The sequence below is a fragment of the Bradyrhizobium sp. UFLA06-24 genome, assembly GCF_054967145.1.
The window spans coordinates 37,046-62,788 of record NZ_JADFUE010000029.1 but is presented as its reverse complement, the minus strand read 5'-3'; the positions used below and the strand labels follow the sequence as shown (position 1 = coordinate 62,788).

Sequence of the window (25,743 nt, the reverse complement as noted above, 5' to 3'; positions counted from 1 at the left end):
TGATTACACCAGAGGCACCCGGCCCTCGCCACATTCCTGCCCCCTGCGTCTCGAACGCTTGTAAACCAAGCTTTGCCGTCGTTCTGGCGAAGCGGGAGCGCGGTGCCTACTCTGGAACGAGGGCTGGCCCGGAGTAGGAGAGTTTCGGTGCTGGATATCTTGAAAGGTCGGGGTGTGAACAGTGCGAATGGCGAGAAGGTCGGCCTTGGCAGCATCCGCCGGCCCGTCCTCGGCCTCGCGCTGGGCGGCGGCGCGGCACGCGGTTTCGCCCATATCGGCATCATGAGAACGCTGCTGGCCAACGGCATCGTGCCCGATGTCGTGGTCGGCACCTCGATCGGGGCGGCGGTCGGCGGCGCCTACGCGGCCGATCGGCTCGACGCGCTGGAAGACTGGGCGCGCAGTCTGCAAGGCGTACGCAACATTCTCGGCTATCTCGACATCCGCCTCAACGGTTCGGGCCTGATCGGCGGCGAGAAGCTCGCAAGCCGGCTGGAAGAATCGATCGGCCACACCCTGATCGAGGACCTCCCGATGAAATACGCCTCGGTCGCGACCGAGGTCCGCACCGGCCATGAGATCTGGTTGACGCGCGGCCGGCTGGTGGAGGCGATGCGCGCCTCCTATGCCCTGCCCGGCATCTTCTCGCCGGTGATGATCGGCGACCGCTGGCTGGTCGACGGCGCGCTGGTGAACCCGGTGCCGGTGTCGGCGGCACGAGCGCTCGGCGCCGAGATCGTGATCGCCGTCAACCTCTCAACCGACGTCTTCACCCATTCGACGACGATCCATTCGCACGGCGCGATGCCCGCGACTGACGTGCCCGTCACCGAGCCACCGGCCAAGCGGCGGTTTCCGCGCATCTTCTCGCCGGAGAAAACCGTCAAGCGCGAGTTCTTCGGCAGCGCCGGACGTCCAGGCATTTCGTCGGTGATGGTGGATGCCTTCAATATCATGCAGGACCGCATCACCCGCGCACGGCTCGCCGGCGATCCGCCCGACCTGCTGATCACGCCCCGGGTCGGTCAGTTCGGCTGGTTCGATTTCCACCGCGCCGAAGACCTGATCGCCCACGGCGCGCGTGCCGCCGAACGCGCGCTGGAACAGATCCAGGAAACGATCGAGGTGCTGGCGCCGGCGCCTGAAGACGCCGCGCCAAAGGCTGCGGAGTAAGTCTGATCAGGCCGTCTTGATGTAGTCGCGCAGGGCTTCCTGCTCGGACTCGTATTCCTGGACGCGGCGCTTGACGATGTCGCCGATCGAGATCAGGCCGACCACCTTGTTGTTCTCGAGCACCGGCAGGTGACGGAACTTGCCTGTTGTCATCATCTCCATGAGCTCGGCGACCGTATCGGTCTCCTTGCAGGTGACAACCTTGCGGGTCATGACCTGGCTCACCGGCTCTTCCAGCACGCCGGCACCGCGCTCGCCGAGCACGCGAACGATGTCGCGCTCCGACAGGATGCCCTCGAGCCGGCTCTGGCTCATCACCAGCACCGCACCGATCTTCTTCTCGCCAAGCAGCTTGACCGCGGCAGCCAGCTTCGCGTCGGGCTCGACGCTCATGATCTGGTGGCCCTTGGTATTAAGAATGGATCGTACCGTCATTGCCGCCTCCCTGAATCCGATCCGTCCGCTTTGCGCGGGCCGGACTTGTTCGCGAGTCTTCAACTAACAGTTTTGGCGCCGGTTTCACGCTCGTGCGCTTTGCGAAGCATCGCTGCTAGCAGCTTGTCGCTTCGGAACATTCTTCTCGGGAATGATGGATGAATTCGGGCTGCGCTGCAAGCGCCGCTTCAAATACCGCTTGAAATGTCCTGTGATGACGCATCCGCAGCATCATCGTTTCGCACGCGCGGCACGGGATCGAACAGCGCGAACAGCAACAGCCCTGCGAAGAAGCCGCCGATATGCGCCTGCCAGGCAACGCCCGCGCTATCGCCGTCGACGCCGATTCCGCCGGCACCGAAGATGAAGTTGAGGACGAACCACACGCCCAGGAAGCCGACGATCCGCCGGTCTCGCAGGGCATGCAACAGCGGCTGCGCCGGAACCTTCGCGGCGGTATCGGCATCCGAACGGCTGAACGACAGGAAGCTGCCCCGCACGAAGGCGAACCGGATGGCCGCAGCCATCGCGCCCGACACCGAGGCGGAGGCGCCGATCATCGGCACCACCGCGTGCTCGTGCGTGACGAGGTGGGCAAGCGCGCCCGCCACCGCCGTCACCGCCAGGAACAGGAAGAAACGCAAGCCGCCAAATCGCCGCGCCAGCGCGCTGCCGAACGGCAGCAGCCAGAGCACGTTGAAGCCGAGATGGGTGAGGTTGGCATGCAGCAGTGAATAGGTGACGAAGGTCCAGACTTTGGCACCGGCACCGCCCGCGAATTGCAGATTGACCAGCGAGGAATCGTAACGCTTCGGGATGAAACCGAAGGCATCGATGGTCCAGTTGTCCAGCTCCGGCGGCAGCAGCACCCGCAGATGGATCAGCGCAAGGAGGACGACATAAGCCGTCAGTGGCCACGGCAGCGTCAGGATCGGCTCGCGGGGCGCCTCTTCGACGACGACCGGCTGATCCGATGGGGGTTGCGGCGGGGAGTCCAAGGCGGCTTCGCTTTCAGGCGATCGAAACAACAAGCCTGCAGATAGTCGCCTTTGCCGCCCTTGCGCAAGTGCACAAAAGGAAAAGGCGGAGCCCTGGGAAAGCCCCGCCTGTCCGTGTCGATCTTCCTGACACTGCGGAGGAACAGGAGTATCCCCACCCCTCCCCGCGGCCAGTGACCAAACTGTTTGACGCCCGTGTACAGGCCTCGCCGAGAACCTGGATGAAAGCGGCGGGGCTTGCGACCGCGATCACCATAACAAGGCCGACGCGGAGCGAAAGCGCATAGTTAATTTAACGTTAACGCAGCAAAGGCGGCGCCCGAGGTGCCGAAAACGCCTCTGCGGCATGGACGCTGCAATTCCCCTCCTGCACAACATCAAGGAGATCTCGGGTGCGCTGAAGCGGGACAGGTTTGTCCCATGAGGTTGCGCCGAGGGGTGAGCGTCAATCATGAAACATCCATCGAGCCGCGCGTTCTTCGCGTATTGGGACAAGAAGCGCGGCAGCGCACGGGCTCCTGATCGGGCCGACATCGACCCGGCCGCCGTGCGCGAGCTGCTGGGCGACATCTTCGTGCTGTCCTGCGAGCCGAAGACAGGCTTTCCGTTCCGCGTCGCCGGCACCCGCGTCTGCGCCCTCGCCGGCTGCGATCTCAAGGACCAGGGCTTTGCCGCATTGTTCACCGATGCGAGCCGCAGCGAGATCGAGGAAATCGCAACCGTCGTCGCCGACGAGACGTTAGGTGCCATCGCCGGCGTCACGGCGTTGCGCGAGGACGGCAGCAAGGCTCATCTCGAGCTGCTGCTGCTGCCCTTCAACGCGCGCCCGCACACGCCGGTGAGCTTGACCGGCGTGCTCGCGCCGTTCGACGACGAATGCGGCGCGCTTTCAGCCTTCACCGTCACCTCCTGGCGCTATCTGCACCAGCCGGAGAAATTGCTGCCGCGCGCGATCCGCAAGCTGCAGATCGCACGCGGGCTGATGGTCTATGAGGGGCTGCGGTAGGCGGCCTCGCCCATCGCGCTCACGGCATCGCCAGATGCCAGGCGCCGTTCAAAAAGCCGTCGCCGGTGATGTCGCCGGGCTTGGTGTCCTTGGCAAACGTATAGAGCGGCTTGCCCTTGTGGGCCCATTGCTTGGAGCCGTCGTCGCGGGTGATGATCGTGTAGCCGTCGCCGGGCGTGTCGCTGGCCTCCGCCTTCAGCGCCGGCCAATTTGTCGCACACGGACCGTTGCAGGCCGACTTGCCGTCCATGTCCTTGTCGAAGGTGTAGAGCGACATGCCCTTGGCGTCGGTGAGCACGCTGCCCTTGTCGGTCTTGCCGGTCTTGGTTGGCGGCGCCGCAAACGCAGCACTGGTGAGAGCGAGTGACGTGAGCAGCGTCAGCGCGAGGCGGATCGAGGATGTCGTCATGATGTCTCCTGTCAGGCAATGGGCTTGCAAAATTGACTTGCATGGGTAGGACGCCGCACCGCGCGCACTATTCCTCGAAAGCTCGCAAAGATATTTTTGTCTGTGCGCGTCAACGCGATGGAATAAATTGCGTCCGATGTACGAAGCAGCCGACATGAGCAAGCCGCACTGGCGCCACGCGCACGCTGGAGACCTCGAAGCGATCTGCACGATCGCGGCACGGATTCATCCCGATCTCGCCGAGCGCCCCGAAATATTCGCCGAGAAGATGCGGCTCTATCCGCGCGGTTGCCGTGTGCTGGCCACAGGCGGCGAGATCGCAGGCTACGCTCTCGCGCATCCCTGGATGCGGCATCAGGTCCCGCCGCTCGACGATTTTCTCGGCCGATTGCCCGACGGCGCGGACTGCCTCTACATCCACGACGTCGCCGTGCTGCCCGACCATCGCGGCGGCGCTGCGCGCGCTTATGTCACGGAGATCGGGGAGCTCGCACGATCATCAGGCATCGCGACGCTGGCGCTGGTCTCGGTCTACGGCACGCGCGTGCTGTGGGAGCGTCTTGGCTTCCACGCCGTCGCACCGGACGCGGCGCTGCGCGACAAACTGTCGTCCTATGGCGCGAGCGCGACCTACATGCTGCGCGAGCTCGGCAAATAACGGTCTTCCCTGCCCCCGCCTCACGCGGGCGTGAAGCCAGGCCTCGAACCGGTTTCGACCGGCTCCCGTCGAAGACCTGTGCGAGCCATTCCGGTCTCGCCAAATTGAGGCTGGAGAATTGCCATGAAACTCACATTGCCTGGCGTTGCTTTGCTTGCATTCGCTGCGACGAGCGCGTTCACCGCAACCAGTGCTAATGCGGTGCAGTTCCGCACCTATGGTTGCGACGCCGGCTTGTTCGAAAGCTGCGGCATCATCAACCTGCAAGAACCGGGACCTGGACGGCGCCCCGTCGTTCGCGTCAGCCGCGACACATCCCCGACCTACATGAAGCAGTCGGACCCTCGCTACAGCTCCGCGATGCGTGATGCCGGCGGCGGCGGTGGTGGCGGCGGAGGCGGAGGAGGAGGTGGTGGTGGCGGCCGCTAAGCCTGACTGAGTTTTCAGATGATGTCGCCGGTGCAATCCGGCGGCATCATTGCCATCTGTGCTCGCCGCATCAGTCAGCCGCGGCGCTTCTTCTTGCCTTTCTTGCCCGGCGCGCCCGGCCATTCGGTGACCGACGGCGCATATTTGGAGTCACCGGATTTGTTACCTGATGTCTTGTTCTTCTTGCCGAACGCCGGCTTGCCGAACTTGCCGCCCTCGTGAGACTTGACGTGAGGCTTGGCATACGGCTTGGCGTGCGGCTTGCCCTGATGCTTGGCGTCGGGCTTTCTCCGCGGCGCCTCGTACTGCTTCGGCTCATTCCAGGGATCGTCGCTGCGGCGCACGACGTGGTCGTCGTCCCGTTCATCGCGCCGCGGCACGCGTGCCGGCTTGTCCACGGCAGCATTCTCTTGCGGCGCACCCGTCATCGGCTCGATGCGGATGCTGTCTTCCTTGTCCGGACGCTTGACCTTGACGGCGAAGGCGTCCGCGACGCGCTCGGATATCTCGAACTCGGTGGTGGTGTCCATGATCTTGATCGCGCCGATGTCGCGCTTGTCGATGCCGCCGCGGCGACAGATCATCGGCAGCAGCCAGCGTGCCTCCGCATTCTTGCGGCGGCCGATGGCGGCCCGGAACCAGACGGTGGGCTCCGCCATGACATGCTTCGACGATCCCTTCCCTGGTTTGACACGGAGCCGCTCAGAGCGGTCCTCGCCACGGGATGCGCGATCCTCGCGATGACGACTCTCGCGCCGTCCGCGATCCTCGCCGGGATCGATGATGTCTTCCGGCGACGGCAGCCGCGCGCGATAGAGCCGCGTCAGCGCCGCCGCGATCTCCTCGGCCGGCCGCTCGGCCAGCAGGGCCTTCGCCAGTTCGAGATCGTCTGATGTCGTCTCCTCGGTGAACAGCACGTCCTTCATGCGCTCATGATCGAGCTTGCGAATCTCATCCGCCTGCGGCGCCGTACCCCAGTTCGCTTCGATTCCGGACAAATTCAGCAAAACCTCCGCACGCCGGCGTCGTACAGGCGGCACCAGCAGGACGCTGACGCCCTTCCGGCCCGCGCGCCCGGTGCGGCCGGAGCGATGCTGCATCACTTCAGGGTCGTTGGGCAGATCTGCGTGAATGACGAGGTCGAGGCTCGGCAAGTCGATGCCGCGGGCGGCAACGTCGGTCGCGACGCAAACGCGAGCGCGCCCGTCTCTGAGCGACTGGAGCGCCAAAGTGCGTTCGTTCTGCGTCAACTCGCCTGACAGAGCGACCACGGAGAAGCCGCGCTCGAGCAGCGCCGCCTGCAAATGCCTGACGGCATCGCGGGTGTTGCAGAACACCAGCGCGCTCGGCGCCTCGTAGAAGCGCAGCACGTTGACGGCCGCATGCTCGACATCACCGGGCGCGACCCGGATGGCGCGATACTCGATATCGGCGTGACCGCCCTCGTCGCCGGCGACCTCGATCCGGAACGCGTCCTGCTGATACTGCTTGGCGAGCGCGACGATGCCGCGCGGGAACGTCGCCGAGAACAGCAGCGTGCGGCGCGTCTCCGGCGTGGTCTCGAGGATGAACTCCATATCCTCGCGAAAGCCGAGATTGAGCATCTCGTCAGCCTCATCGAGGACAACGACCTTCAATTCCGAGATGTCGAGGCGGCCGCGGCGCAGATGATCGCACAGCCGGCCGGGCGTGCCGACGACGATATGGGCGCCTGCGGCAAGCTCGCGCTGCTCGCGGCGCGGGTCCATGCCGCCGACGCAGGAGACGACGCGCGCCCCAGCATGCTCGTAGAGCCAGGTGAGCTCGCGCTGGACCTGCAAGGCGAGCTCGCGGGTCGGCGCGACGATCAGCGCGAGCGGTGCTGCGGCCTGCCCGAACCGCTCGGCATCACCGAGCAGGTCCTTGGCCATGGCCAAGCCGTAAGCGACCGTCTTGCCCGAGCCGGTCTGGGCGGAGACCAGGAGATCGCGGTCGATCGCATCCTCGCCGAGCACGGCAAGTTGGACCGGAGTCGGTGAATCATAATTGCGCTCAGCCAGGGCACGGGCGAGCGGCGGGGTGAGGGCCGGAAAGGACACGGAGTGGAAAACCTTATTGGTCGGGGCGCAGAATGGAAAACCGAGGGCCTGACGCTGCAATCACAGCAATAGGCCCGCTCACACCCATGATGATCTTGATTTGGACGCTCTTTACGCCAGCAGCGGCCAAATCACCATGCCTTTGATGCATGGCATTGGCGACAGGGTGAACAGGCCCGGGAGGCTCGTCAGCGCGTTTTAGCGCGCTTTTGATCAGAAACGGCGGATTTTCGCGGTCATCTCGCCTAGAATGCGCGACATCGGACGTGCTGGGGACGCATGTATGACCACATCAGGCGAACGGCGCTGCGGCGACTGCACGCTTTGCTGCAAGGTGATGGCCATCGAGGCGCTTACCAAGCCGGCGGGCACCTGGTGCGCGCATTGCAAGCCCGGCCGCGGCTGCGCGATCTATGCCAGCCGGCCTGCCGAATGCGAAAGCTTCAGCTGCCTCTGGCTCGTCAACGATCTCCTGGACGAATGCTGGAAGCCGAACCGCTCAAAGCTCGTCCTGACCACATCCGAGGACGGCATCGAAGTCCGCTGCGACCCGGGCTCGCCCAATGCCTGGCGCAAGGAGCCCTACGCCACCGACATCCGCGCCTGGGCCGCCGAGGGCGAGCGCAATGACATGACGGTCGTCGTCATGGTCGGCCAGCGCATGATCCTGATTACGCCGGAGCACGAGTTCGATCTCGGCATCGTCGGGCCGGACGAACGCATCGTGCGCGAGCTGGAGGGGACCAAGGTCGTCGGCGCGAGCGTGGTGAAGGCTGCCGAGGTGCGGTTCTAATCCCTTGACGTCACCAGTCTGCTGACGCTGCCAGTAAGCCTTGTTCTGAGCCGCAGGACATAGTCTTTCGCTGCGCGGCTCAAAGCACGGATGGCACGCCAGGCCTCGGTTGCCTGCAGCCATGCCCTCATCTCCGTGAACTTGCCGTAGGCCCAGGCGAACGCAGGAATCCGCATCAGCTTGTCACGTGTGAGATGGAACAGGCGCTCGACCAGCACCAGCTTCAACAGCTCGCAGCCGATGAATGCCGCCACACCGCTCAGGAACTGGCCGGTCGCGACGAGATACGCGGCCAGCGGCTTGATCGGCTCCAGAATGATCACAGGCACGGAAAACAGCGCCAGCGAGGGATAAGGCGGCAGCGATCTGATCCAGGCGCGCAGCCGCTTGAACTCGACATGCCGCGCCAGCCAGCGCGAGATCGGCATCGCCACGGCCATGAACACCGCATCTACCAGGAAGTAGACGGCCGCCAGGACGTAGGTGATGGGTCTCAGAATCCGCTTCACGATGTTTTTCTCTCCCGTGAACTGAAAGCCGGAACATGGGCCTAAGTTTCACCACCGCGTGGATCAATCGCGGATTCCCTGTGGAACTTTCGGGGCATTCGGTTCGGGCCCGCCGGAGCCGCAGCACGTAGCCCGCATGGAGTGGCGCAAAATGCTGGAGCGGCAGCCCGGACTACGCTTGCGCTCCATCCGGGCTACGATCTCACTCCACCAATTCCGGCCAGGGCACGATCGTCGACTTCACCGTCTTCATCGCCATCGCGTCCTTCACCGCCTGCGCAACGCCCTCTTCCGTGAACGGATAGATCGTCTGCATCTTCAGCCAGGGATATTTGTTCGCCGTGCGGTAGAGCATGTCGACGCCGAGCGGAAGATCGTTGCCGGTGAAGCCCCAGGATCCCAGCACGTTGAGGTCCTTGGTGCAGATGCGATGCCAGGACGTGTCGATCGAGCCGGCGTCGGTGAACTGTCCCATCTCGACATAGGTGCCGCCATCGCGCAGCATCTCGATGCCTTCGGGGCCGGCGGTCGGATGACCCGAGCAATCCATCACGAGATCGGCGCCGAAGCCGCCGACGATCTCGCGGACCCGCGCGATACGCTGCTGCGGCGATTTCAACTCCTCGATGTTGACCGTCGCCTCCGCACCGAACTCGCGCGCGAGCTTCAGCCGCGGCTCCTCCGGCGCACCGACGCAGATCACGCGCCCTGCCCCCATCTCTCTTGCCGCCGCGACCGCCAGAATGCCGATCGGACCAGAGCCCTGGATCACGACCGTATCGCCCCAGCTGAAACCACCGGCCCGCGTGGCGCGGTTGAAGGCGCGGATGCAGGAGGTCAGCGGCTCCGACAGCGCGCCCAGGCGCAGCGACATGTCGTCGGGCAATTTGTAGATCTTGGTGCCCGGCAGCATGTCGAGATCGACATAGACATATTCGGCCCAGCCGCCCCACATGTGCGGCGCCTTGTCGAAGCCGAGATTGCGGCCGTAATAAACAGGCGTCAGGCATTTGTTGGCGGTTTGCGGATAGTGGATGCAGTAATAGCAGCGGCCGCACGGCATCAGCGGCGGGATCATCACTTTCGATCCGACCTTGAGCGGCTTGCTCATGAAGTCCTCGGTGAATTCGTCGCCGCATTCGACGATGACGCCGCCGAGCTCATGGCCCAGCGTGAACGGCCAGGGCAACGGCTTCGGCCAGTGACCTTTCAGGATATGCAAGTCGGTGCCGCAGACGCCGCACGCGCCGATCTTGATCAGCGCGCCCTTAGCACCGACCTTCGGCCACGGCACGGTGCGGATGACAGGCTCGGTGCCCGGTCCGGCGTGGGTGCATACGCGGATTGAATCCATGGCTGTTTCCTCGCGGCCCGTCTTGTGTTGAATGATGGCGCGGGCTCAAACAGAGCGTATGTGAGGTTCGGCGAGATGCCAACCGCGGCAACGGTCGTAGCCCGCATGAAGCACAGCGCGATGCGGGATATTGGCCCCGGATTGCGCTGCGCTCCATCCGGGCTACAGGCGCCGCGGGTGTAATCCTGTCAAGGTGATCGTTTGAACCAAATCTCCCAAAATCCCGTGGCCGTGTCCGGATCGTTCGCGGCGATGAAGTCCGTGCCCTATCGGCTTCAGTTCATCGCCTATGTGCTGGCGATGATGGCCGACAATATCGAGCATGTGATCAGCTACTGGGTGGTGTTCCAGAAATTCCACTCGCCGACGCTGGGCGGTTTTGCCGTGCTGTCGCACTGGCTGCCGTTCCTGCTGTTCTCGGTCGCGGTCGGCGGCCTCGCCGACCGGTTCGACCCGCGCCGTATCATCCAGTGCGGCATGCTGCTGTTCATCACGGCATCAAGCGGATGGGGATTCTTCTTCATCACTGACAGCATCCAGATGTGGCACGCGATGCTGCTGCTGGTGATCCACGGCTGCGCCGGCGTGCTGTGGCAGACGCCGAACCAGCTGCTGCTCTACGACCTGGTCGGCCCTGCCGATCTCCCGAGCGCGGTGCGGCTGAACGCGATGGCGCGCTATCTCGGCATCCTGGTGGGTCCTGCGGTGGGCGGCCTGATCATGCTGACGCTCGGCAGTCCGCACGGCATCATCTTCAACACGCTGTTCTATCTGCCGATGCTGCTCTGGCTGTTCTGGGCGCCCGTGCGCGACAAGAGCCTCGCTGCGCGACGCTTCGCGGTGCGCGGCTTCGCCGACATCCTGATGACCATTCGCGCCATCGGCACCCAGCCGGTGCTGACGGCCATGACCTGGCTCGCCGGGCTCACCTCCTTCATGATCGGCAACGCCTATCACGCGCAGATGCCGGGCTTCGCCGGCGATCTCGGCCACGGCGATCCCGGTGTGTCCTACAGCGTGCTGCTTGCGGCCGACGCCGCCGGCGCGCTGCTTGCCGGCATCGCGCTGGAATCCTGGGGACGGCTGAAAGGCACGCCGCGCACCGCGATCACGCTCGCGATGCTCTGGAGCGTCGCGCTGCTCGGCTTTGCATCGGTGCGGATCTATCCGGTCGCGATCGTGCTGCTGTTCTGTGCCGGCTTCTTCGAATTGTCGTTCAACACCATGGCGCAGGCGCTGGTGCAGCTCAGCGCCCCGTCCGACATCCGCGGCCGCGTCGTCGGCCTCTATAATATGGCCGGGCTCGGCATGCGGGCGTTCAGCGGCATCACCGTCGGCGTCGTCGGGGCGGCGATCGGCATCCACTGGTCGCTGGGGTTGTCGGCCGCGGTGCTGCTGGCACTGCTCTGCCTACTTTATGGGCGCGCAACCAGGAAAGCCTAGGGGCGGCCCGGCCGCCGTTGTGGCTTTTTGAACGCATTGTGTCGGTATGTATTCGCCGCGCCAAATCATAACGCGGCATTAACCCTATGCACCTTACGGTCGTGCCGGACTCCGCCCGGGCGGGGGGTCGGGTAGTGAAAATGGCGTTGGCGAACAAAAAATTTCTTCCGGCCACCGAGGAACGCCGGCGTTTCCAGCGGGTGAAGGTGCACCTGCTCGGCCGTTACATGCTGCCGGATCGCCGTGAATTCCCCTGCCAGGTGATCAACATGTCGCCCGGCGGGCTCGCGCTGCTGGCGCCCGGCATCGGCAATGTCGGCGACCGCGTGGTCGCCTATCTCGACCATATCGGGCGGGTCGAGGGCAAGATCACCCGGATCATCGACAACGGCTTCGCCATGACGGTCGGGGCGACGCCGCGCAAGCGCGACAAGCTCGCGGCCCAGCTGACCTGGCTCGCCAACCGCGACATCCTCAATCTGCCGGAGGACCGCCGTCACGACCGTATCGTGCCGCGCAACCCGATCGCCGTGCTGACGCTCGAGGACGGCACCAAGATGACCTGCCGCATCATCGACCTCTCGCTGTCGGGCGCCGCTATTGCCGCCGAGAACCGGCCGCCGCTGAAATCGATCGTTCTGCTCGGCCGGGTCCAGGGCCGCGTGGTCCGAAACCTCGAAGACGGCTTCGCCCTCGAGTTCATGCACGAGCAGCCGATCGAGACACTCGAAGAGAGCGTTACCGCGCGGTAAAGCGAAAGCGCACCAGACCCCCTGGATTTCCAGCCTCGAAGGCGGCCTCCGCGATGCGGACGCCGCCTTTTTCGCTTTCGGCTGCAGCCTCAAGCGGGTTAACGCACGGCCTTCCCAGCGCAGAATTGACAGTTCCGTCAGCGTTCCCGCGTTAATCGCTACAATTTGAATCAATTGCAGTCGTCTCAAATTTTATTCGAATTCGATTCAAGTATAGATCGAATTCGCTGCGCCTTTTACTTGCATTCGTCTCGACTTGACTTGGCTGACTTAGCGGCAACTCAAAAGCTCCGTGCGCAATGTGGTCCCAACAAAAAACGGGGGCCGCAATGTTGGATTTCAGGGGACAGGGGAAGGCACTGGCACTTGCTGCCATGCTCTTCGGGATCAGCGCGGCAGCGCAGGCCGGTGAAAGCCGTCTGCTCTACGCGAGCCTCGGCGATACCACGCGTGCGCCGATCGGCTGGGTCGAGTTTTGCGCAGAGAATGCCGCTCAGTGTCAGGGCGGGCCGACACAGCCGCGCGACATCGTGATGTCGCAGACCGCGTGGCGCGACCTCGTCAAGGTCAATCGCTGGGTCAACGAGACCGTCAAGCCTTTGACGGACCAGGACCACTGGGGCGTGGTCGAGAAATGGTCGCTGCCGACCGACGGCTACGGCGACTGTGAAGACTACGTGCTGTTGAAGCGCAAGATGCTGATGGATGCGGGTTGGCCGCGCGAGGCCCTGCTCATCACCGTCGTGCGCGACAAGAAAGGCGAAGGCCACGCGGTGCTCACGGTGAAGACCGACAAGGGCGAGTTCGTTCTCGACAATCAGAACGAGAGCGTCGTTGCCTGGACGGAGACCGGCTACCGCTTCGTCAAGCGCCAATCGCAGAGCGATCCCAACGTCTGGGTTTCGCTCGGCGACACCAAGCCGGCGGTCTCCACCGCGAGCGCCAGAGATCAGTAATTAAGCGAGGACGAGTTACGCGACCCGGTCACATCCCCACCCCTCCCCGTCCCAGACCGGTTCGCGCGCGCCCAGCCATCCCCCAATGGCTGGGCGCAACCTTCTGAGAGCCTAGGCCGCCGCCGCGTGGGCGTGGAGCGGAGCCGGCCGCGCGATCAGCGCGTAGGCAACCGGCACCACGAACAGCGTGAACAGCGTGCCGATCGACAATCCGGTTGCGATCACGAGGCCCATATTGTAGCGCGACACCGCCCCTGCGCCGCTCGCCGTGATCAGCGGAACGACGCCGAGCACCATCGCCGCAGTGGTCATCAGGATCGGCCGCAGCCGGATCGCCGCGGCCTCGACGATGGCCTCGGTCACATCCTTGCCGGCCGCGCGCAGCTCGTTGGCGACCTCGACCATCAGGATGCCGTGCTTGCTGACGAGGCCCATCAGCGTGAGCAGCCCGACCTGGGTATAGATGTTGAGGCTCGCGCCGCCGAGGCCGAGGCTGATGAAGATCAGCGCACCCGCGAGCGACATCGGGACCGACACCAGGATGATGACCGGGTCGAGGAAGCTGTTGAACAGCGCCGCCAGCGCCAGGAAGATGATGATCACGGCGAAGGCGAAAGTGGTGACGAAGCCGCCCGATTCCTGCTCGAGCTGCCGCGAGGCGCCGCCGAAATCGACCGAATAGCCGGCCGGCAATGACTTCGCCAATTGCTTGAGCGTCGCCAGGGCGCTTCCCATGGACACATTCGGCATGGCGACGCCGGAGATCGTCGCGGCATTGATCTGCTGGAAGTGATTGCGCGATTGGGGAACCGTCTTGCTGTCGAGATGGGCGATCGTCGACAAAGGCACCATCGAATTGTCGCTGGCGCGGATGTAGTAGCCGAGCAATTGACCGGCGGTGAGGCGATCGTTCTGCCGGGCTTGCGGGATCACCTTGTAGGAGCGTCCGTCAAGGCTGAAGTAATCGAGATAATTGCCGCCCAGCATGGTGGCGAGCGCTCCGCCGACATCGCTCATCTTGAGGCCGAGATCGCCGGCCTTGTCGCGATCGAACATGACCATGGTCTGCGGCTTGTCCACCTTCAGGTCGGTGTCGAGGAAGATGAACTGGCCGCTCTTGATCGCCTCCGTCATGAAATTGCGCGAGACCTCGTCGAGTTCGTTGAACGATCCGGTCGTGCCGATGACGAACTGGATCGGCAGCCCGTTGCTGCCCGGCAGCGGCGAGGGCTGAAACGCAACGGAGCGGGTACCGGCGATGGTGTTGAGCAGGTTCTGGAAATCCGGCTGAAGCGTCTTGGTGGTGAGACTGCGCTGATCCCAAGGCTTGAGCACCCAGCCACCGATCACCTGGGTCGAGGTGTCGATCTGGAACACGGTCTTCGTTTCCGGTCTGTTGGCCACCAGGTCGTAGAGCTGCTTGCCGTAGAACTGCCGCTGCTGAAGCGTCGCCGAGGGCGCCGCCGTGGTCAGCGAGAGGACGACGCCCTGGTCTTCGTCCGGCGCAAGCTCGCTGGTCGAGCTCGCGTAGAGCCAGGGAATGCCGGCGAGCAGCAGCAGCGCAAAAACGGCCACGACCGGCTTCATCTTGAAAACGGCCTCGAGCCGACGGCGATAGGCGCCGGAGAGCCATTCCAGCACATGATCGATCCGGCGCACCAGGCGCGCCTCCCAATCGGTCGCTTCGCGTTCAGTCCGGCGCAGCAGCCAGGCGCAGTTCATCGGCGACAACGTCAGCGCGATCACCGCCGACACCGTCACGGCGCCGGCGAGGGTGAAGGCGAATTCGGTGAACAGCGCACCGGTGAGGCCGCCCTGGAAACCGACGGGCACGTAGACGGCGATCAGGACCACGGTCATCGCAATGATCGGGCTCGCCAGCGCGCGCGCCGACTGGATGGCGGCTTCGACCGGCGCCACGCCCTCGTCGATCAGCCGGTGCACGCTCTCGACCACGATGATGGCATCGTCCACGACCAATCCGATGGCGAGGACGAGCGCCAGCAGGGTCAGCAGATTGATCGAAAAGCCCATCAACAGCATCAGGCCGAACGTGCCGATCAGCGACAGCGGAATCGCGATCACCGGGATCAGCACCGATCGCCATGAGCCCAGGAACATGAAGACCACGACGATCACGATCAGCACCGCTTCCAGCAGCGAATGGACAACCTCGCTGATCGAAGAGTTCACGAAATCGGTGGAATCATAGAGCACCTCGCCGACGAGACCGTTCGGCAACTGCGTCTTGATGTCGGGCAGCACCGCTTTCACTCCGTTGATGACGTCGAGCAGATTGGCCGTCGGCGCCGCCTGGATGCCGATATAAACCGCGGTCTTGCCGTTGAACCTCGTCTCGCTGTCATAATCGTCGTTGCCGAGCGTCACGTTCGCCACGTCGCGCAAGCGGATGATGGCGCCGTTAGCGCTCTTGACCACAAGATTGCGGTACTGCTCCAGCGAATGCAGATTGGTCGATGCCGCCAGATCCACCTGCACCAGCCGGCCTTTGGTGGCACCGAGGCCGGAGATGTAGTCGTTACCGGACAGCGCGGTCGAGACGTCGCTCGCAGTCAGGCCGTAGGCCGCGAGCTTGTCGGGATCGAGCCAGGCACGTAGCGCGAACTTCTTGGCGCCCAGCAACTCCGCCGTCTGCACCCCCGGGACCGCCTGAAGCCGCGGCTGCACCACGCGCGTGAGGTAATCGGTGATCTGGTTGGGCGCCAGGAATTCGCTGGCGAAGCCGATATACATGGCGTCGATGGTCTGGCCGACCTTGAGCGTCAGCGTCGGCTGCTGCGTGCCGCTCGGAAACTGGTTGAGGACGGAACTGACTTTGGCATTGATCTCCGTCATCGCCTTGCCGGAATCGTAGTTCAGCCGCAAATTGACCGTGATCGTGCTGGTGCCGGTGACGCTGCTCGACGTCATGTAGTCGATGCCGTTCGCCTGCGCGATGGCGTTCTCCAGCGGCGTCGTGATGAAGCCGGCGATGATGTCGGAATCCGCGCCTGCGTAGGCCGTCGTCACCGTGACGATCGCATTCTGGGTCCGCGGATATTGCAGGATCGACAGCGTCGACATCGAACGCAGCCCGAGCACCAGGATCAAGGCGCTGACGACCAACGCCAGGACCGGGCGGCGGATGAAGATATCGGTGAAACGCATCGCTTTTGGCTGCCTGCTCGTGCTCGTGGCCGGGTCTATTGATCGACGATGTCCGGCGCGGCTTCCGCGACCGGCACGTGGGAATTGTCGACCTTCACCGGGCTGCCGTTGCGCAGCTTGAGCTGGCCCGCGATCACCACCGTCTCGCCCGGACTGACGCCCTCGGTCACCGCGATGCGGTCCCCCTTCGGCGACCTCGTCTTGACGAACATCTGGCGCGCGGTGCCCTGCCCGTCGTGAAGATTGTCGACCAAATAGACGAGATCGCCATAGGAATTGTTGACGATCGCGGTCAGCGGCACGGTCACCACCTGCTCCGGCTTTCCGACGGCGATCTCGACCTTGGCGAACATGCCCGGCAGCAGCCGTGCCTGGCCGTTGCGCAGGGTGGCGCGGACCTGGACGTTACGGCTCGTCGAATCGACCTTGGCATTGATCGCCGTGATCTGCCCGGTAAAGCGCTCGCCCGGAAACGCGTCGACCGAGATCGTGACGTCCTGGTTGATGCTGATCGACGCCAGCGCCTGCTGCGGCAGGTAGAAGTCGACATAGATCGGATCGAGGCTCTGAAGGGTGACGATGGTGGTACCGGCGCTCAAATACTGACCGAGATCGACGGCGCGAATGCCGAGCCGGCCGGCAAACGGCGCCTTCAGCGTCTTTTGCTCGACCACCGCCTTCTGCTGATCGACCAGGGCCTGCGCGTTCTTCAGATTGGCCTTGTCACTGTCGAGCGTCGCCTGGCTGACCGCGGAGAACTTGATCTGCTCCTCGTCGCGCTTGAGCACGATCGCGTAGTTCTCGGCGGTCGCTTGCAGCGAGTTGAGTTTGGCGACGTCGTCGGTTGCGACCAGCGACAGCAGAGGCTGCCCCGCCGCGACGCTCTCGCCGGAAGAGAACTGGATGCCCTGGACGATGCCGGCAACCTGAAGCGCGAGATCGGCGCCATTCACTGCCCGCAGCGAGCCGACCGCACTCAAGGTGGTTTGCCATGGTGCGTTGGCGGCGACCACGGTCGACACGGTCTGCGGCGGATTAGCCATGCCGCCGATCGCCTTCCTGATCATCATGTCCTTGAAGGTCTGAAAGCCGTAGAGGCCGCCGAACAGGATGGCCATCCCGCCCAGCATGATAGTCATGCGTTTGATCATCGCATTGCGTCCTGGGTTTTCTTGTCGGAGCCGGCGAAATAGCCGGGATAGACGCGCGGCAGCGCGTCAGGAGTTTCGTCCGTCCGATTCCACCAGCCGCCGCCGAGCGACTGGAACAGCGCGGCCGTATCGGTGAAGCGCGTCGCCTGCGCCTTGATGCGCGATACGCGCGCATTGAGATAGGATTGCTGGGCGTTGATGATGTTGGCATAGGGGACGGCGCCGGTCTTGAACTGCTCGACTGCCATCGCCAGGCTGTCCGCAGTGGCCTTCTCCGCGGCGGCCTGCGCCTTCAACGTCGCGGCGTCGTACTGGACCGCACGCAGCGAATCCGCAACGTTCTGGAAGGCGGTCACCACCGCGCTCTTGTAGAGCGCGAGATTCTGCTCGAACGCGGCGACGTCGGCTTCCTTGGTATGATAGAGCGTGCCGCCGTCGATCAGCTTCTGGCTGACGCTGGAGGCCGCACTCCAGACGATGGTGTCGGGCGAGAACAGCCGCTCCGGACCGCTGGCGCCATAGCTGGCGGACAGCGTGAGCTGCGGCAGCAGGTTGGCGATACCGACGCCGACTGTCGCGGTCGCCTGATGCAGCGTCGCTTCAGCCTGCCTGATGTCAGGACGCTGCCGCACCAGTGCCGACGGCAACGACAGGGGCAGCCGGCCCGGAAGGCGCAGGTCAGCGAGCCTGACATGCTCGCCCCGGTCATGGCTCGGCAGCCGGCCGAGATACGCCATCAGCTGGTCGCGCTGCTGTGCCAATTGTTTCTGAAGCGGAGCCAGCGTCGCCTTCGCTTGAGCGAGCGTTGCCTCCTGCGACAGCACGTCCGATTTCGAGATCGCACCGATATCGAACTGGTGCTGGATGCGTGCGAGCTGATCCGCCTCGGCCTTGATGATCTCCTCGGTCGCGCTGATTTGATCGCGCAGCGAGGCGTCCGTGATCGCGGCGGTGACCACGTTGGCCGTCAGCGTCAAATAGGTCGCCTCCAGCTTGAAGGCCTGGTACTCGGATTGCGCCTGCAGGGCTTCGACTTGCCGCCGCGTGCCGCCCCAGAGGTCGAGAGCATAGGAGACGCTGACCGAGGCGCCATAGAGCGTGTAGGTCGAGGCCTGTGCCGGCCATTGGCCTGACTCGGAGGTCGACGCCCGATCGCGCTCGGCCGATCCGTTCGCCGTCACCTGCGGAAACAGGCTCCCCTGCTGCGCCAGCACGTTCTCCCGCGCGTTGCGCAGCGCGAGTTCGGCCGCCTTGACGTCGGGGTGATTGCGAACAGCTTCCTCGACGAAGGCGCTGAGCTGCTTCGATCGAAACAGCGTCCACCAATAGGCGGACACGTCGCTGCCGGACGCAAAGCCCTGCGCGTTGCCGCCTGCAACCGGAGCGCTGGTCGTCGCCGCGGGACGCTGAGGGGTGAAACCTTCGACGCCCGGGCTCGCGGGCGCGACGAAGTCCGGGCCTACAGCACAGGACGCAAGCAGAACAGCCGGAAGGAGAGCGCCCGTCCAGGCAAGTGCCTTACCCGGCCGGCCCGCCAGGACGGAGCGCCTGCGCCGGCGCGGGCCAGAATGGTCAGGGATCACAGAACTAAACCGTTTAGTTTTCTATCGCGGTCATGTATGTTGCTAGGCTCGGGAAAATGTCAAGCCGTGAAGAATTGCAGAACATGACTGCTGCCGCGCAAAAGCCGCAAACACAACGGGCCTCGCCTCGGATCGACGTCGGCGAACCCACGCGCGCCAAGGCCAAGCACCGCCAGATTCTCGACGCCGCGCGCGAACTGTTTCTCGAATCCGGCTTCGACACCACGAGCATGGACGCGATCGCACGTCAGGCCGGCGTGTCGAAGGCGACGCTCTACGTTCATTTCGACGACAAGGACGACCTGCTGCTGGCGCTGGTGATCGATGAATGCCACCGATTCGGACCGAAGACCCTGTGGCAGGATAACGGCGAGCCGATCGATCTCAGGAAGGGATTGCGCACGATCGCAAGGACGTTCCTCGAAGGCTTTCTCGACCAGCGCGGGCTGGCGATGCACAGGTTGATCATGTCATGCGCCTCCCGCTATCCGCGCGTGGCCGACGTCTTCATGAAAGCAGGACCGGAGCGCTGCGACGCCGAGGTCGGCGCCTTCCTGCGCGCGGCGCAAGCGCAGCAGCTCGTCAAGATTCCAGACATCAAGCTCGCGGCGACGCAATTTCTCAGCCTGATCCAGGGCAAGGAAATCCTGAAATGGGCATTGTCCATGAGCGCGCCGAGCGAAGCCCAGCATCGTGCCCTGATCGAGGGCGGCATCAACGTGTTTCTCGCCGCATATGAGCGTAATCCGGCCGCTGCGCGACAGCCCGAAAAACAGAGGCGCGCCAGTTCAGCGAAAGCGCGCGCGAGACGATAGGATCGAGCGGTCCGCGAGCGGCGTCATGCGCCCAGCACGTCCGCGAGCCGCAGCTCGTCGGCGGCGGGATCCTTCAAGAAAAGCTCGGCCTCGATCTCGTTCAGATGCGACAGCATCTGCGCGCGCGCCGTCTGCTTGTCCCTCTCGCGGATCGCGGTGACGATCTCGGCGTGATGTTCGGTGCCGCAGGCCGGCGTGTCATGACGGCGATAGAGCAGGATGATCAACGAGGAGCGCGCGATCAGCTCTTTCAGGAAACCGAGATAGATGCTGTGGCCACTCATCTCGGCGACGAGCCGGTGAAACTCGCCGGAGAGTCGGACCGAGGCGCGCGCATCGCCGCGCAGCTCGGCCTCGCGCTCTTGCGTGAGATGTTGCTGCAGGCGTTCGATCCAGGCCGGCGAGACGGCGTCGACTGCATGATCGACGATGGTGGGCTCGATCAGCCGCCGCGCCTCGAAGACCTCGCGGGCGTCCGCCGGCGTCGGGCGGGCAACGAAGGCGCCGCGGTTCTTCTCGATGTTGACGATGCCCTCATGCGCAAGCTGCTGCAGCGCGGTGCGCACCAAGGTGCGGCTCGCGCCATAGATCTCGCCGATCTCGTCCTCGCCGAGCTTGGTACCCGGCAGCAGACGATGCTCGAGGATCGCCGCGCTCACGCCCTCCCTGATCCTGATTACTCGATCGCTCACGTCGGGCGCATCGGATTTTTGGCGGGGTTTCGCGGCCATCAGTTCGAGGGGCGGGTTTGAGGGCTCGATCAAGGTTCGAGCTCGGATGGTAGTCGACCGGTTGTATCCAATCACAGGCGAAACTTTATACAATCTTCGCCCATTTCGTGTGCATGTCCCGCGCGCCCCATGCGCCGCACAAACGCGCCGGATTCGAACTAACGGACTGACTCCGCTGCACAGTTTTCGAGTTCGACAATTTTGGCGCCGTTGGCACGGACCTTGCGGAGAGAGGCGCAGCATCGCCCCTCTCGCGGACACGCCATGGCCACTCCCGCCGCTCTCGAACTGGTCGCCGTCACCAAGCGCTACGACACGACTCTCGCGGTCGACACCATCAATCTGAAGATCCCCGCCGGCACCTATTGCTGCCTGCTCGGCCCGTCCGGCTGCGGCAAAACCTCGACCTTGCGCATGATCGCCGGCCACGAGGCGGTCAGCGAGGGCGACATCATCCTCGGCGCGCAGAACGTCACCGATCTCGAGCCCGCCAAGCGCGGCACGGCGATGATGTTCCAGTCCTACGCGCTGTTTCCGCACCTCTCCGTGCTCGACAATGTTGCGTTTGCCCTGAAAATGCGCGGCGTCGACAAGCCGACGCGGCACAAACGCGCGGGCGAACTGCTAGAGCTGGTCGCAATGACCCCCTACGCCGCTCGGCTTCCGGCACAACTCTCCGGCGGCCAGCAGCAGCGTGTCGCGCTCGCCCGCGCGCTGATCACCGAGCCGCAGATCCTCCTGCTCGACGAACCGCTGTCGGCACTCGATCCGTTCCTGCGGGTCAAGATGCGGGGCGAGCTCAAGCGGCTGCAGCGCGAGCTCGGCATCAGCTTCATCCAGGTTACCCACGGCCAGGAAGAGGCTATGGCGCTCGCCGACCACATCGTGGTGATGAACCAGGGCAGGATCGAGCAGCAGGGCTCGGCGCGCGACATCTTCCACCACCCCCGAACCGAATTCGTGGCGCGCTTCATCGGCGGTCACAACGTCCTCAGCGACGCCGGCAACCTCATCGCCGTGCGCGCCGATCAGCTCGGCATCGTGCCGTTCACTGACGGCGCCTTCGGCGCGCCGGCGCTGCTGACCCAGACCGAGTACCAGGGCTCCTACATCGCCGTCTCGCTCACGCTCGAGGACGGCACCGCCCTCTTCTCGCACGTTCCCGAAGCCACCTTCGACGTCCACCCGTTCCGTCCGGGCGATCGCGTGCTGGCGACCTGGGATCCCGCCAAGGCGCAACGCCTGCAATAGCGCCGTCATCACAGAAAATGCGCAACACAGAGGAGTGACTGGAATGACCGAGACGACCAAGACTTCAGGCGTCAGCCGCCGCACGCTACTCAAGGGCACCGCAGGTCTCGCGGGCCTCGCCGCCGGCTCCGGCGCCATCACCGGCTTCCCGTACGTCATGTCGGCCGAGCCGAAGGTGCTGCGCTATCTCGGCACCGCCGTGAACGAAGGCGACGACATCTCCAAGCAGTGCCTGAAGGACACCGGCATCAAGATCGAATACATCACCGCGACCACCGACGACGTCACCAAACGCGTTATGACCCAGCCGAACTCCTTTGACGTGCTGGATACCGAATATTTCTCGCTGAAGAAGCTGGTGCCGTCGGGCAACATCCTTGCCCTCGACGCCAAGAAGATCAAGGAATTCGACAACATCACGCCGGTGTTCACCAAGGGCGAGACGCCCGGCGGCAAGAAGATCGGCGGCCAGGGCACCGCGCCTTGGAAGGTGCTCTATCTCGAGGGCAAGGACTCCAAGAAGTTCGCGACCTCGGCGACCGAGTTCGTCACGCTGATCCCCACCGTCTACAATGCCGACACGCTCGGCATCCGCCCCGACCTGATCAAGCGCCCGATCAGCTCTTGGTCCGAGCTGCTCAACCCTGAATTCAAGGGCAAGGCCTCGATCCTCAACATCCCGTCGATCGGCATCATGGACGCCGCGATGGTCGTGGAAGCCACCGGCAAGTACAAATATGCCGACAAGGGCAACATGACCAAGGAGGAGATCGATCTCACCATGAAGGTGATGACGGAGGCGAAGAAGGCCGGCCAGTTCCGCGCCTTCTGGAAGGATTTCAACGAGAGCGTCAACCTGATGGCCTCAGGCGAGACCGTGATCCAGTCGATGTGGTCGCCGGCAGTGACGAAGGTGCGCTCGATGGGCATCGCCTGCACCTTCCAGCCGCTCAAGGAAGGCTATCGCTCCTGGGCCTCCGGCTTCTGCGTTTCGAAGGGCGTCTCGGGTCCGAAGCTCGACTGGGCCTACGAGTTCGTGAACTGGTTCCTCTCAGGCTATGCCGGCGCTTACCTGAACCGCCAGGGCTACTACTCGGCCGTGCTCTCTACCGCGAAGGCGAACATGGAGCCTTACGAGTGGGCGTACTGGATGGAAGGCAAGCCGGCCGAGAAGGACATCAAGGCGCCGGACGGCTCGCTGCTGGAGAAAGCCGGCGCGGTGCGCGACGGCGGCTCCTACGAGGACCGCATGGGCGCAGTCGCGTGCTGGAATGCTGTGATGGACGAGAACGACTACATGGTCCGCAAGTGGAACGAGTTCATCGCCGCGTGATGGATACGTCCGACAACATCCTGCAACAGGCATCCCCAGACCTCGTCCGGGGATCGGACACGGCGCGCCCGGCGAGAGCGGCGCGCCTGTCGCCCTCTTTCGTCTCCTGGCTTCAGGCCGGGCCGATGATGCTGGTGTTTCTCGCCTTCTTCCTGATCCCCCTCGTCTTTGTCGTCATCGTCTCGTTCTGGGACTACAACGAATATCAATTGCTGCCGGCCTTTTCGGGCCGCGGCTACACCGATACGTTTGAGGGCTGCATCGCGCAACTTCCCGATCTCTGCACCATCGCAAAGACCTATCTGAAGACGCTCAAGCTGTGCTTCCTGGTCTGGGCCATCACGCTCTTCATCGGCTTCTGGGTCGCCTATTTCCTTGCCTTCCACGTCAAGTCCAAGACCTGGCAGATGGGATTGTCGCTGCTCTGCACGATTCCGTTCTGGACCTCCAACGTGATCCGCATGATCGCCTGGATCCCGCTGCTCGGGCGCAATGGCCTCGTCAACTCCGGCTTGATGAAGACGGGCCTGATCAACCAGCCGGTGGAATGGCTGTTGTTCTCCGAATTCTCGGTGGTGCTGGCGCTGGTGCACCTCTTCACCTTCTTCATGGTGGTGCCGATCTTCAATTCCATGATCCGCATCGACAAGTCGCTGATCGAGGCGGCCTATGACGCCGGTGCCACCGGCCTTCAGACGCTGGTCAACGTGGTCGTTCCGCTGGCAAAACCCGGCATCGTGATCGGCTCGATCTTCGTCATCACCATCGTCATGGGCGACTTCATCACCATCGGCGTGATGGGCGGCCAGCAGATCGCCGCCGCCGGCAAGATCATCGAGACGCGGGTCAACGCACTGCAATTCCCGGCCGCAGCCGCCAATGCCGTGATCCTGCTCGTCATCACATTCCTGATCATCACCATGATGTCACGCATCGTCGACATCAAGAAGGAGCTGTAGGCGATGAAGGAAGGACGTCCGCGCAGCTTCTATGTGATCGCGATCTTCTTCGCGGCCTATGTTCTGTTTCTCTACGGCCCGATGATCGCGATCTACGTGCTGTCCTTCCAGGGACCGCAGGGCGGACTCACCTTCCCGATGAATGGCGTGTCGACCTACTGGCTAACCAAGCTGTTTCAGGGTACCGGCATCATCGATCTCGGAGCGTCCTTCCGTCGCTCGCTGCTGCTCGGCGTCATCGTGATGGCGGTCACCGTCGTGCTGTCGGTCGCCGCCGGCATGGCCTTCCGCAGGAAGTTCAGAGCGCAGAGCATTCTGTTCTACTCGGCAATCGCCAGCCTGATCGTCCCCTCGATCATCACCTCGCTTGGGATCTCGCTGGAATTCCGCATCATCGACGACCTGATCAAGACGCATTGGAACGAGAATTTCGAAACCTCGATGGGCCTTTTGACCTCCGGTCTCGGCGCGCATCTGACGTGGACGCTGCCGTTCGGCCTGCTGATCATGTTCGCGATCTTCAACCGATTCGACCCGCGCCTCGAAGAAGCCGCGCGCGATCTCGGTGCGACACCGTGGCAGGCCTTCCGCTACGTCGTGCTGCCGATCATCCTGCCGTCGGTGATCGGCATCGGCCTGTTCGGCTTCACGCTGTCCTGGGACGAGCTCGCGCGCTCCAGTCAGGCGATCGGCGCGGTGAACACATTGCCGCTCGATCTCCAGGGCCTCACCACGACGGTGACCAACCCGGACATCTATGCGCTCGGCACCATCATCTCCGCGGTGTCCTTCGCGGTGATCACGCTTGCGCTCGGCACCATCCACATGCTCAACAAGCGGCAGGCGGCCAAAGGCTCGGACGCCGGCAAAGGGCTTGTCTGACAAAGGGACTCGTCTGATCACGATGCGACTTCACGTCGTCAATCCCAACACGACGGCCTCGATGACGGCGAAGATCGCCGCGGCAGGGCGCGCGATCGCGCGGCCCGACACGGTGATCGATGCGCGCCAGCCCGCGATGGGACCGGTCTCGATCGAAGGATTTTACGACGAGGCCTTCGCCGTTCCTGGCATGCTCGGCTGCATTCGTGAAGCCGACCGCGACGGAGCGAATGCCCACATCATCGCCTGTTTCGACGACACCGGCCTCGACGCTGCACGTGCCGTGGCGAAGGCGCCGGTGATCGGCATCGGCGAAGCCGGATTCCACATGGCGAGCCTGGTCGCCGCGCGCTTTGCCGTGGTGACGACGCTCGGTGTCTCCATCGTACCGATCGAGCATAATCTCAAGAAGTACGGCATTGCCGACCGCTGCGCCCGCGTCCGCGCCGCCGAGGTCCCCGTGCTCGCGCTCGAGGAAGGCAATACTGAAGCGCTCGGCAAGATCTCGGCCGAGATTCTGGCCTCCATCCGCGACGACCGCGCCGAGGCCATCGTGCTCGGCTGCGCCGGCATGGCCGATCTCGCCGCCGAGCTCGCGGACAAGCACGGTCTGCCCGTCATCGACGGCGTCGCGGCTGCGGTAACGCTGGCTGAGGGGCTGGTCCGGCTGGGCTTAACGACGTCCCGGCTGGGCCCCTACGCTGCGCCGCGAGCGAAATCCTATTCCGGTCCGTTTGCGCCGTTTCAGCCCTAGGCCCGCGATCCGCGCGTAGCGGGTGTTGGGCTTACCTCAATACTCCTCTGCTCAAGGCCATTTTGGCGCGGATGGGGAACCGTGGCCTTGTTCCAGCTACGCTTTTCTCCCCGGCGGCCACCT

At 64.1% G+C, this 25,743-nt stretch carries 24 protein-coding genes; 14 read left to right on the top strand and 10 right to left on the bottom strand.

Features of this window, described 5'->3' with window-relative positions:
- Nucleotides 1–147 precede the first annotated feature (147 nt).
- Nucleotides 148–1,173, top strand: a complete 1,026-nt coding sequence (locus tag IF809_RS22815; RefSeq protein ID WP_462838598.1) for a patatin-like phospholipase family protein — start codon at nt 148–150, stop codon at nt 1,171–1,173.
- Nucleotides 1,174–1,179: 6 nt separating this feature from the next.
- Here IF809_RS22815 and IF809_RS22810 read toward each other — a convergent pair whose 3' ends face one another.
- Both IF809_RS22810 and IF809_RS22805 read right to left on the bottom strand, forming a co-directional pair.
- A complete protein-coding gene (locus IF809_RS22810) occupies nt 1,180–1,608 on the bottom strand; it encodes a CBS domain-containing protein (protein WP_128965652.1) in 429 nt (142 codons plus the stop codon).
- 188 nt (nt 1,609–1,796) lie between these two features.
- Nucleotides 1,797–2,606 (bottom strand): rhomboid family intramembrane serine protease, encoded by an 810-nt coding sequence (locus tag IF809_RS22805; protein WP_462838597.1) that lies wholly within the window; start codon nt 2,604–2,606, stop codon nt 1,797–1,799.
- 451 nt (nt 2,607–3,057) lie between these two features.
- Here IF809_RS22805 and IF809_RS22800 point away from each other — a divergent pair, with 451 nt between their 5' ends.
- Nucleotides 3,058–3,612: a PAS domain-containing protein gene (locus IF809_RS22800; RefSeq protein WP_128965650.1), complete on the top strand. Its 555-nt coding sequence runs from the start codon at nt 3,058–3,060 to the stop codon at nt 3,610–3,612.
- Nucleotides 3,613–3,631: 19 nt separating this feature from the next.
- Here IF809_RS22800 and IF809_RS22795 read toward each other — a convergent pair whose 3' ends face one another.
- Entirely contained in the window at nt 3,632–4,021 is a 390-nt protein-coding gene (locus tag IF809_RS22795) for a COG4315 family predicted lipoprotein (protein ID WP_128965649.1), read from the bottom strand.
- A gap of 154 nt (nt 4,022–4,175) precedes the next feature.
- On the opposite strand from IF809_RS22795, the gene IF809_RS22790 reads away from it, so the two are divergent.
- Nucleotides 4,176–4,679, top strand: a complete 504-nt coding sequence (locus IF809_RS22790) for a GNAT family N-acetyltransferase (protein ID WP_462838611.1) — start codon at nt 4,176–4,178, stop codon at nt 4,677–4,679.
- Nucleotides 4,680–4,802: 123 nt separating this feature from the next.
- Entirely contained in the window at nt 4,803–5,108 is a 306-nt protein-coding gene (locus IF809_RS22785) for a hypothetical protein (protein ID WP_453983249.1), read from the top strand.
- A 74-nt stretch (nt 5,109–5,182) separates the two neighbouring features.
- Here IF809_RS22785 and IF809_RS22780 read toward each other — a convergent pair whose 3' ends face one another.
- Nucleotides 5,183–7,186: a DEAD/DEAH box helicase gene (locus tag IF809_RS22780; protein ID WP_462838596.1), complete on the bottom strand. Its 2,004-nt coding sequence runs from the start codon at nt 7,184–7,186 to the stop codon at nt 5,183–5,185.
- Nucleotides 7,187–7,469: 283 nt separating this feature from the next.
- Here IF809_RS22780 and IF809_RS22775 point away from each other — a divergent pair, with 283 nt between their 5' ends.
- Nucleotides 7,470–7,979, top strand: coding sequence for a hypothetical protein (locus IF809_RS22775; RefSeq protein WP_462838595.1), 510 nt, complete (start codon nt 7,470–7,472; stop codon nt 7,977–7,979).
- Here the strand turns inward: IF809_RS22775 and IF809_RS22770 are convergent.
- Entirely contained in the window at nt 7,976–8,488 is a 513-nt protein-coding gene (locus IF809_RS22770) for a hypothetical protein (RefSeq protein ID WP_462838594.1), read from the bottom strand. The genes IF809_RS22775 and IF809_RS22770 overlap by 4 nt on opposite strands.
- A gap of 202 nt (nt 8,489–8,690) precedes the next feature.
- Nucleotides 8,691–9,842, bottom strand: a complete 1,152-nt coding sequence (locus IF809_RS22765; protein WP_462838593.1) for a zinc-binding dehydrogenase — start codon at nt 9,840–9,842, stop codon at nt 8,691–8,693.
- A gap of 201 nt (nt 9,843–10,043) precedes the next feature.
- Between IF809_RS22765 and IF809_RS22760 the strand changes: the two genes are divergently transcribed.
- The 3 genes from IF809_RS22760 (at nt 10,044) to IF809_RS22750 (ending at nt 12,993) form a co-directional block, all read left to right on the top strand.
- On the top strand, nt 10,044–11,285 hold the full coding sequence (locus IF809_RS22760; RefSeq protein ID WP_462838592.1) for an MFS transporter: 1,242 nt from the start codon (nt 10,044–10,046) through the stop codon (nt 11,283–11,285).
- 140 nt (nt 11,286–11,425) lie between these two features.
- Nucleotides 11,426–12,037: a PilZ domain-containing protein gene (locus IF809_RS22755; RefSeq protein WP_128965642.1), complete on the top strand. Its 612-nt coding sequence runs from the start codon at nt 11,426–11,428 to the stop codon at nt 12,035–12,037.
- Nucleotides 12,038–12,366: 329 nt separating this feature from the next.
- On the top strand, nt 12,367–12,993 hold the full coding sequence (locus IF809_RS22750) for a transglutaminase-like cysteine peptidase (RefSeq protein ID WP_453983243.1): 627 nt from the start codon (nt 12,367–12,369) through the stop codon (nt 12,991–12,993).
- A 111-nt stretch (nt 12,994–13,104) separates the two neighbouring features.
- Here the strand turns inward: IF809_RS22750 and IF809_RS22745 are convergent, their stop codons facing one another.
- The 3 genes from IF809_RS22745 to IF809_RS22735 are packed head-to-tail and all read right to left on the bottom strand — an operon-like array spanning nt 13,105 to nt 18,850.
- Nucleotides 13,105–16,161: an efflux RND transporter permease subunit gene (locus tag IF809_RS22745; RefSeq protein WP_462838591.1), complete on the bottom strand. Its 3,057-nt coding sequence runs from the start codon at nt 16,159–16,161 to the stop codon at nt 13,105–13,107.
- A 35-nt stretch (nt 16,162–16,196) separates the two neighbouring features.
- Complete coding sequence (locus tag IF809_RS22740) at nt 16,197–17,312, bottom strand: efflux RND transporter periplasmic adaptor subunit (RefSeq protein ID WP_462838590.1); 1,116 nt, start codon at nt 17,310–17,312, stop codon at nt 16,197–16,199.
- Nucleotides 17,309–18,850, bottom strand: a complete 1,542-nt coding sequence (locus IF809_RS22735; RefSeq protein WP_462838610.1) for an efflux transporter outer membrane subunit — start codon at nt 18,848–18,850, stop codon at nt 17,309–17,311. The genes IF809_RS22740 and IF809_RS22735 overlap by 4 nt, the downstream gene beginning before the upstream one ends.
- 101 nt (nt 18,851–18,951) lie before the next feature.
- Between IF809_RS22735 and IF809_RS22730 the strand changes: the two genes are divergently transcribed.
- Nucleotides 18,952–19,710 carry a TetR/AcrR family transcriptional regulator gene (locus tag IF809_RS22730; RefSeq protein WP_462838589.1) on the top strand — a complete coding sequence of 253 codons (759 nt, stop codon included), beginning with the start codon at nt 18,952–18,954 and terminating at the stop codon, nt 19,708–19,710.
- Nucleotides 19,711–19,733: 23 nt separating this feature from the next.
- Here the strand turns inward: IF809_RS22730 and IF809_RS22725 are convergent, their stop codons facing one another.
- Entirely contained in the window at nt 19,734–20,441 is a 708-nt protein-coding gene (locus IF809_RS22725) for a GntR family transcriptional regulator (RefSeq protein WP_462838609.1), read from the bottom strand.
- Between the two features lie 264 nt (nt 20,442–20,705).
- Here IF809_RS22725 and IF809_RS22720 point away from each other — a divergent pair, with 264 nt between their 5' ends.
- The 5 genes from IF809_RS22720 to IF809_RS22700 are packed head-to-tail and all read left to right on the top strand — an operon-like array spanning nt 20,706 to nt 25,620.
- Nucleotides 20,706–21,692 carry an ABC transporter ATP-binding protein gene (locus tag IF809_RS22720; RefSeq protein ID WP_453983239.1) on the top strand — a complete coding sequence of 329 codons (987 nt, stop codon included), beginning with the start codon at nt 20,706–20,708 and terminating at the stop codon, nt 21,690–21,692.
- Between the two features lie 43 nt (nt 21,693–21,735).
- The gene (locus tag IF809_RS22715) at nt 21,736–23,025 is read left to right on the top strand and encodes an ABC transporter substrate-binding protein (protein WP_128965637.1); all 1,290 of its coding nucleotides are present in this window, start codon (nt 21,736–21,738) and stop codon (nt 23,023–23,025) included.
- Nucleotides 23,025–23,984: an ABC transporter permease gene (locus IF809_RS22710; RefSeq protein ID WP_128969284.1), complete on the top strand. Its 960-nt coding sequence runs from the start codon at nt 23,025–23,027 to the stop codon at nt 23,982–23,984. Before IF809_RS22715 ends, IF809_RS22710 begins: the two co-directional genes overlap by 1 nt.
- 3 nt (nt 23,985–23,987) lie before the next feature.
- Nucleotides 23,988–24,866: an ABC transporter permease gene (locus IF809_RS22705; protein ID WP_462838588.1), complete on the top strand. Its 879-nt coding sequence runs from the start codon at nt 23,988–23,990 to the stop codon at nt 24,864–24,866.
- Nucleotides 24,867–24,888: 22 nt separating this feature from the next.
- Nucleotides 24,889–25,620 carry an aspartate/glutamate racemase family protein gene (locus IF809_RS22700; RefSeq protein WP_462838587.1) on the top strand — a complete coding sequence of 244 codons (732 nt, stop codon included), beginning with the start codon at nt 24,889–24,891 and terminating at the stop codon, nt 25,618–25,620.
- Nucleotides 25,621–25,743 lie beyond the last annotated feature (123 nt).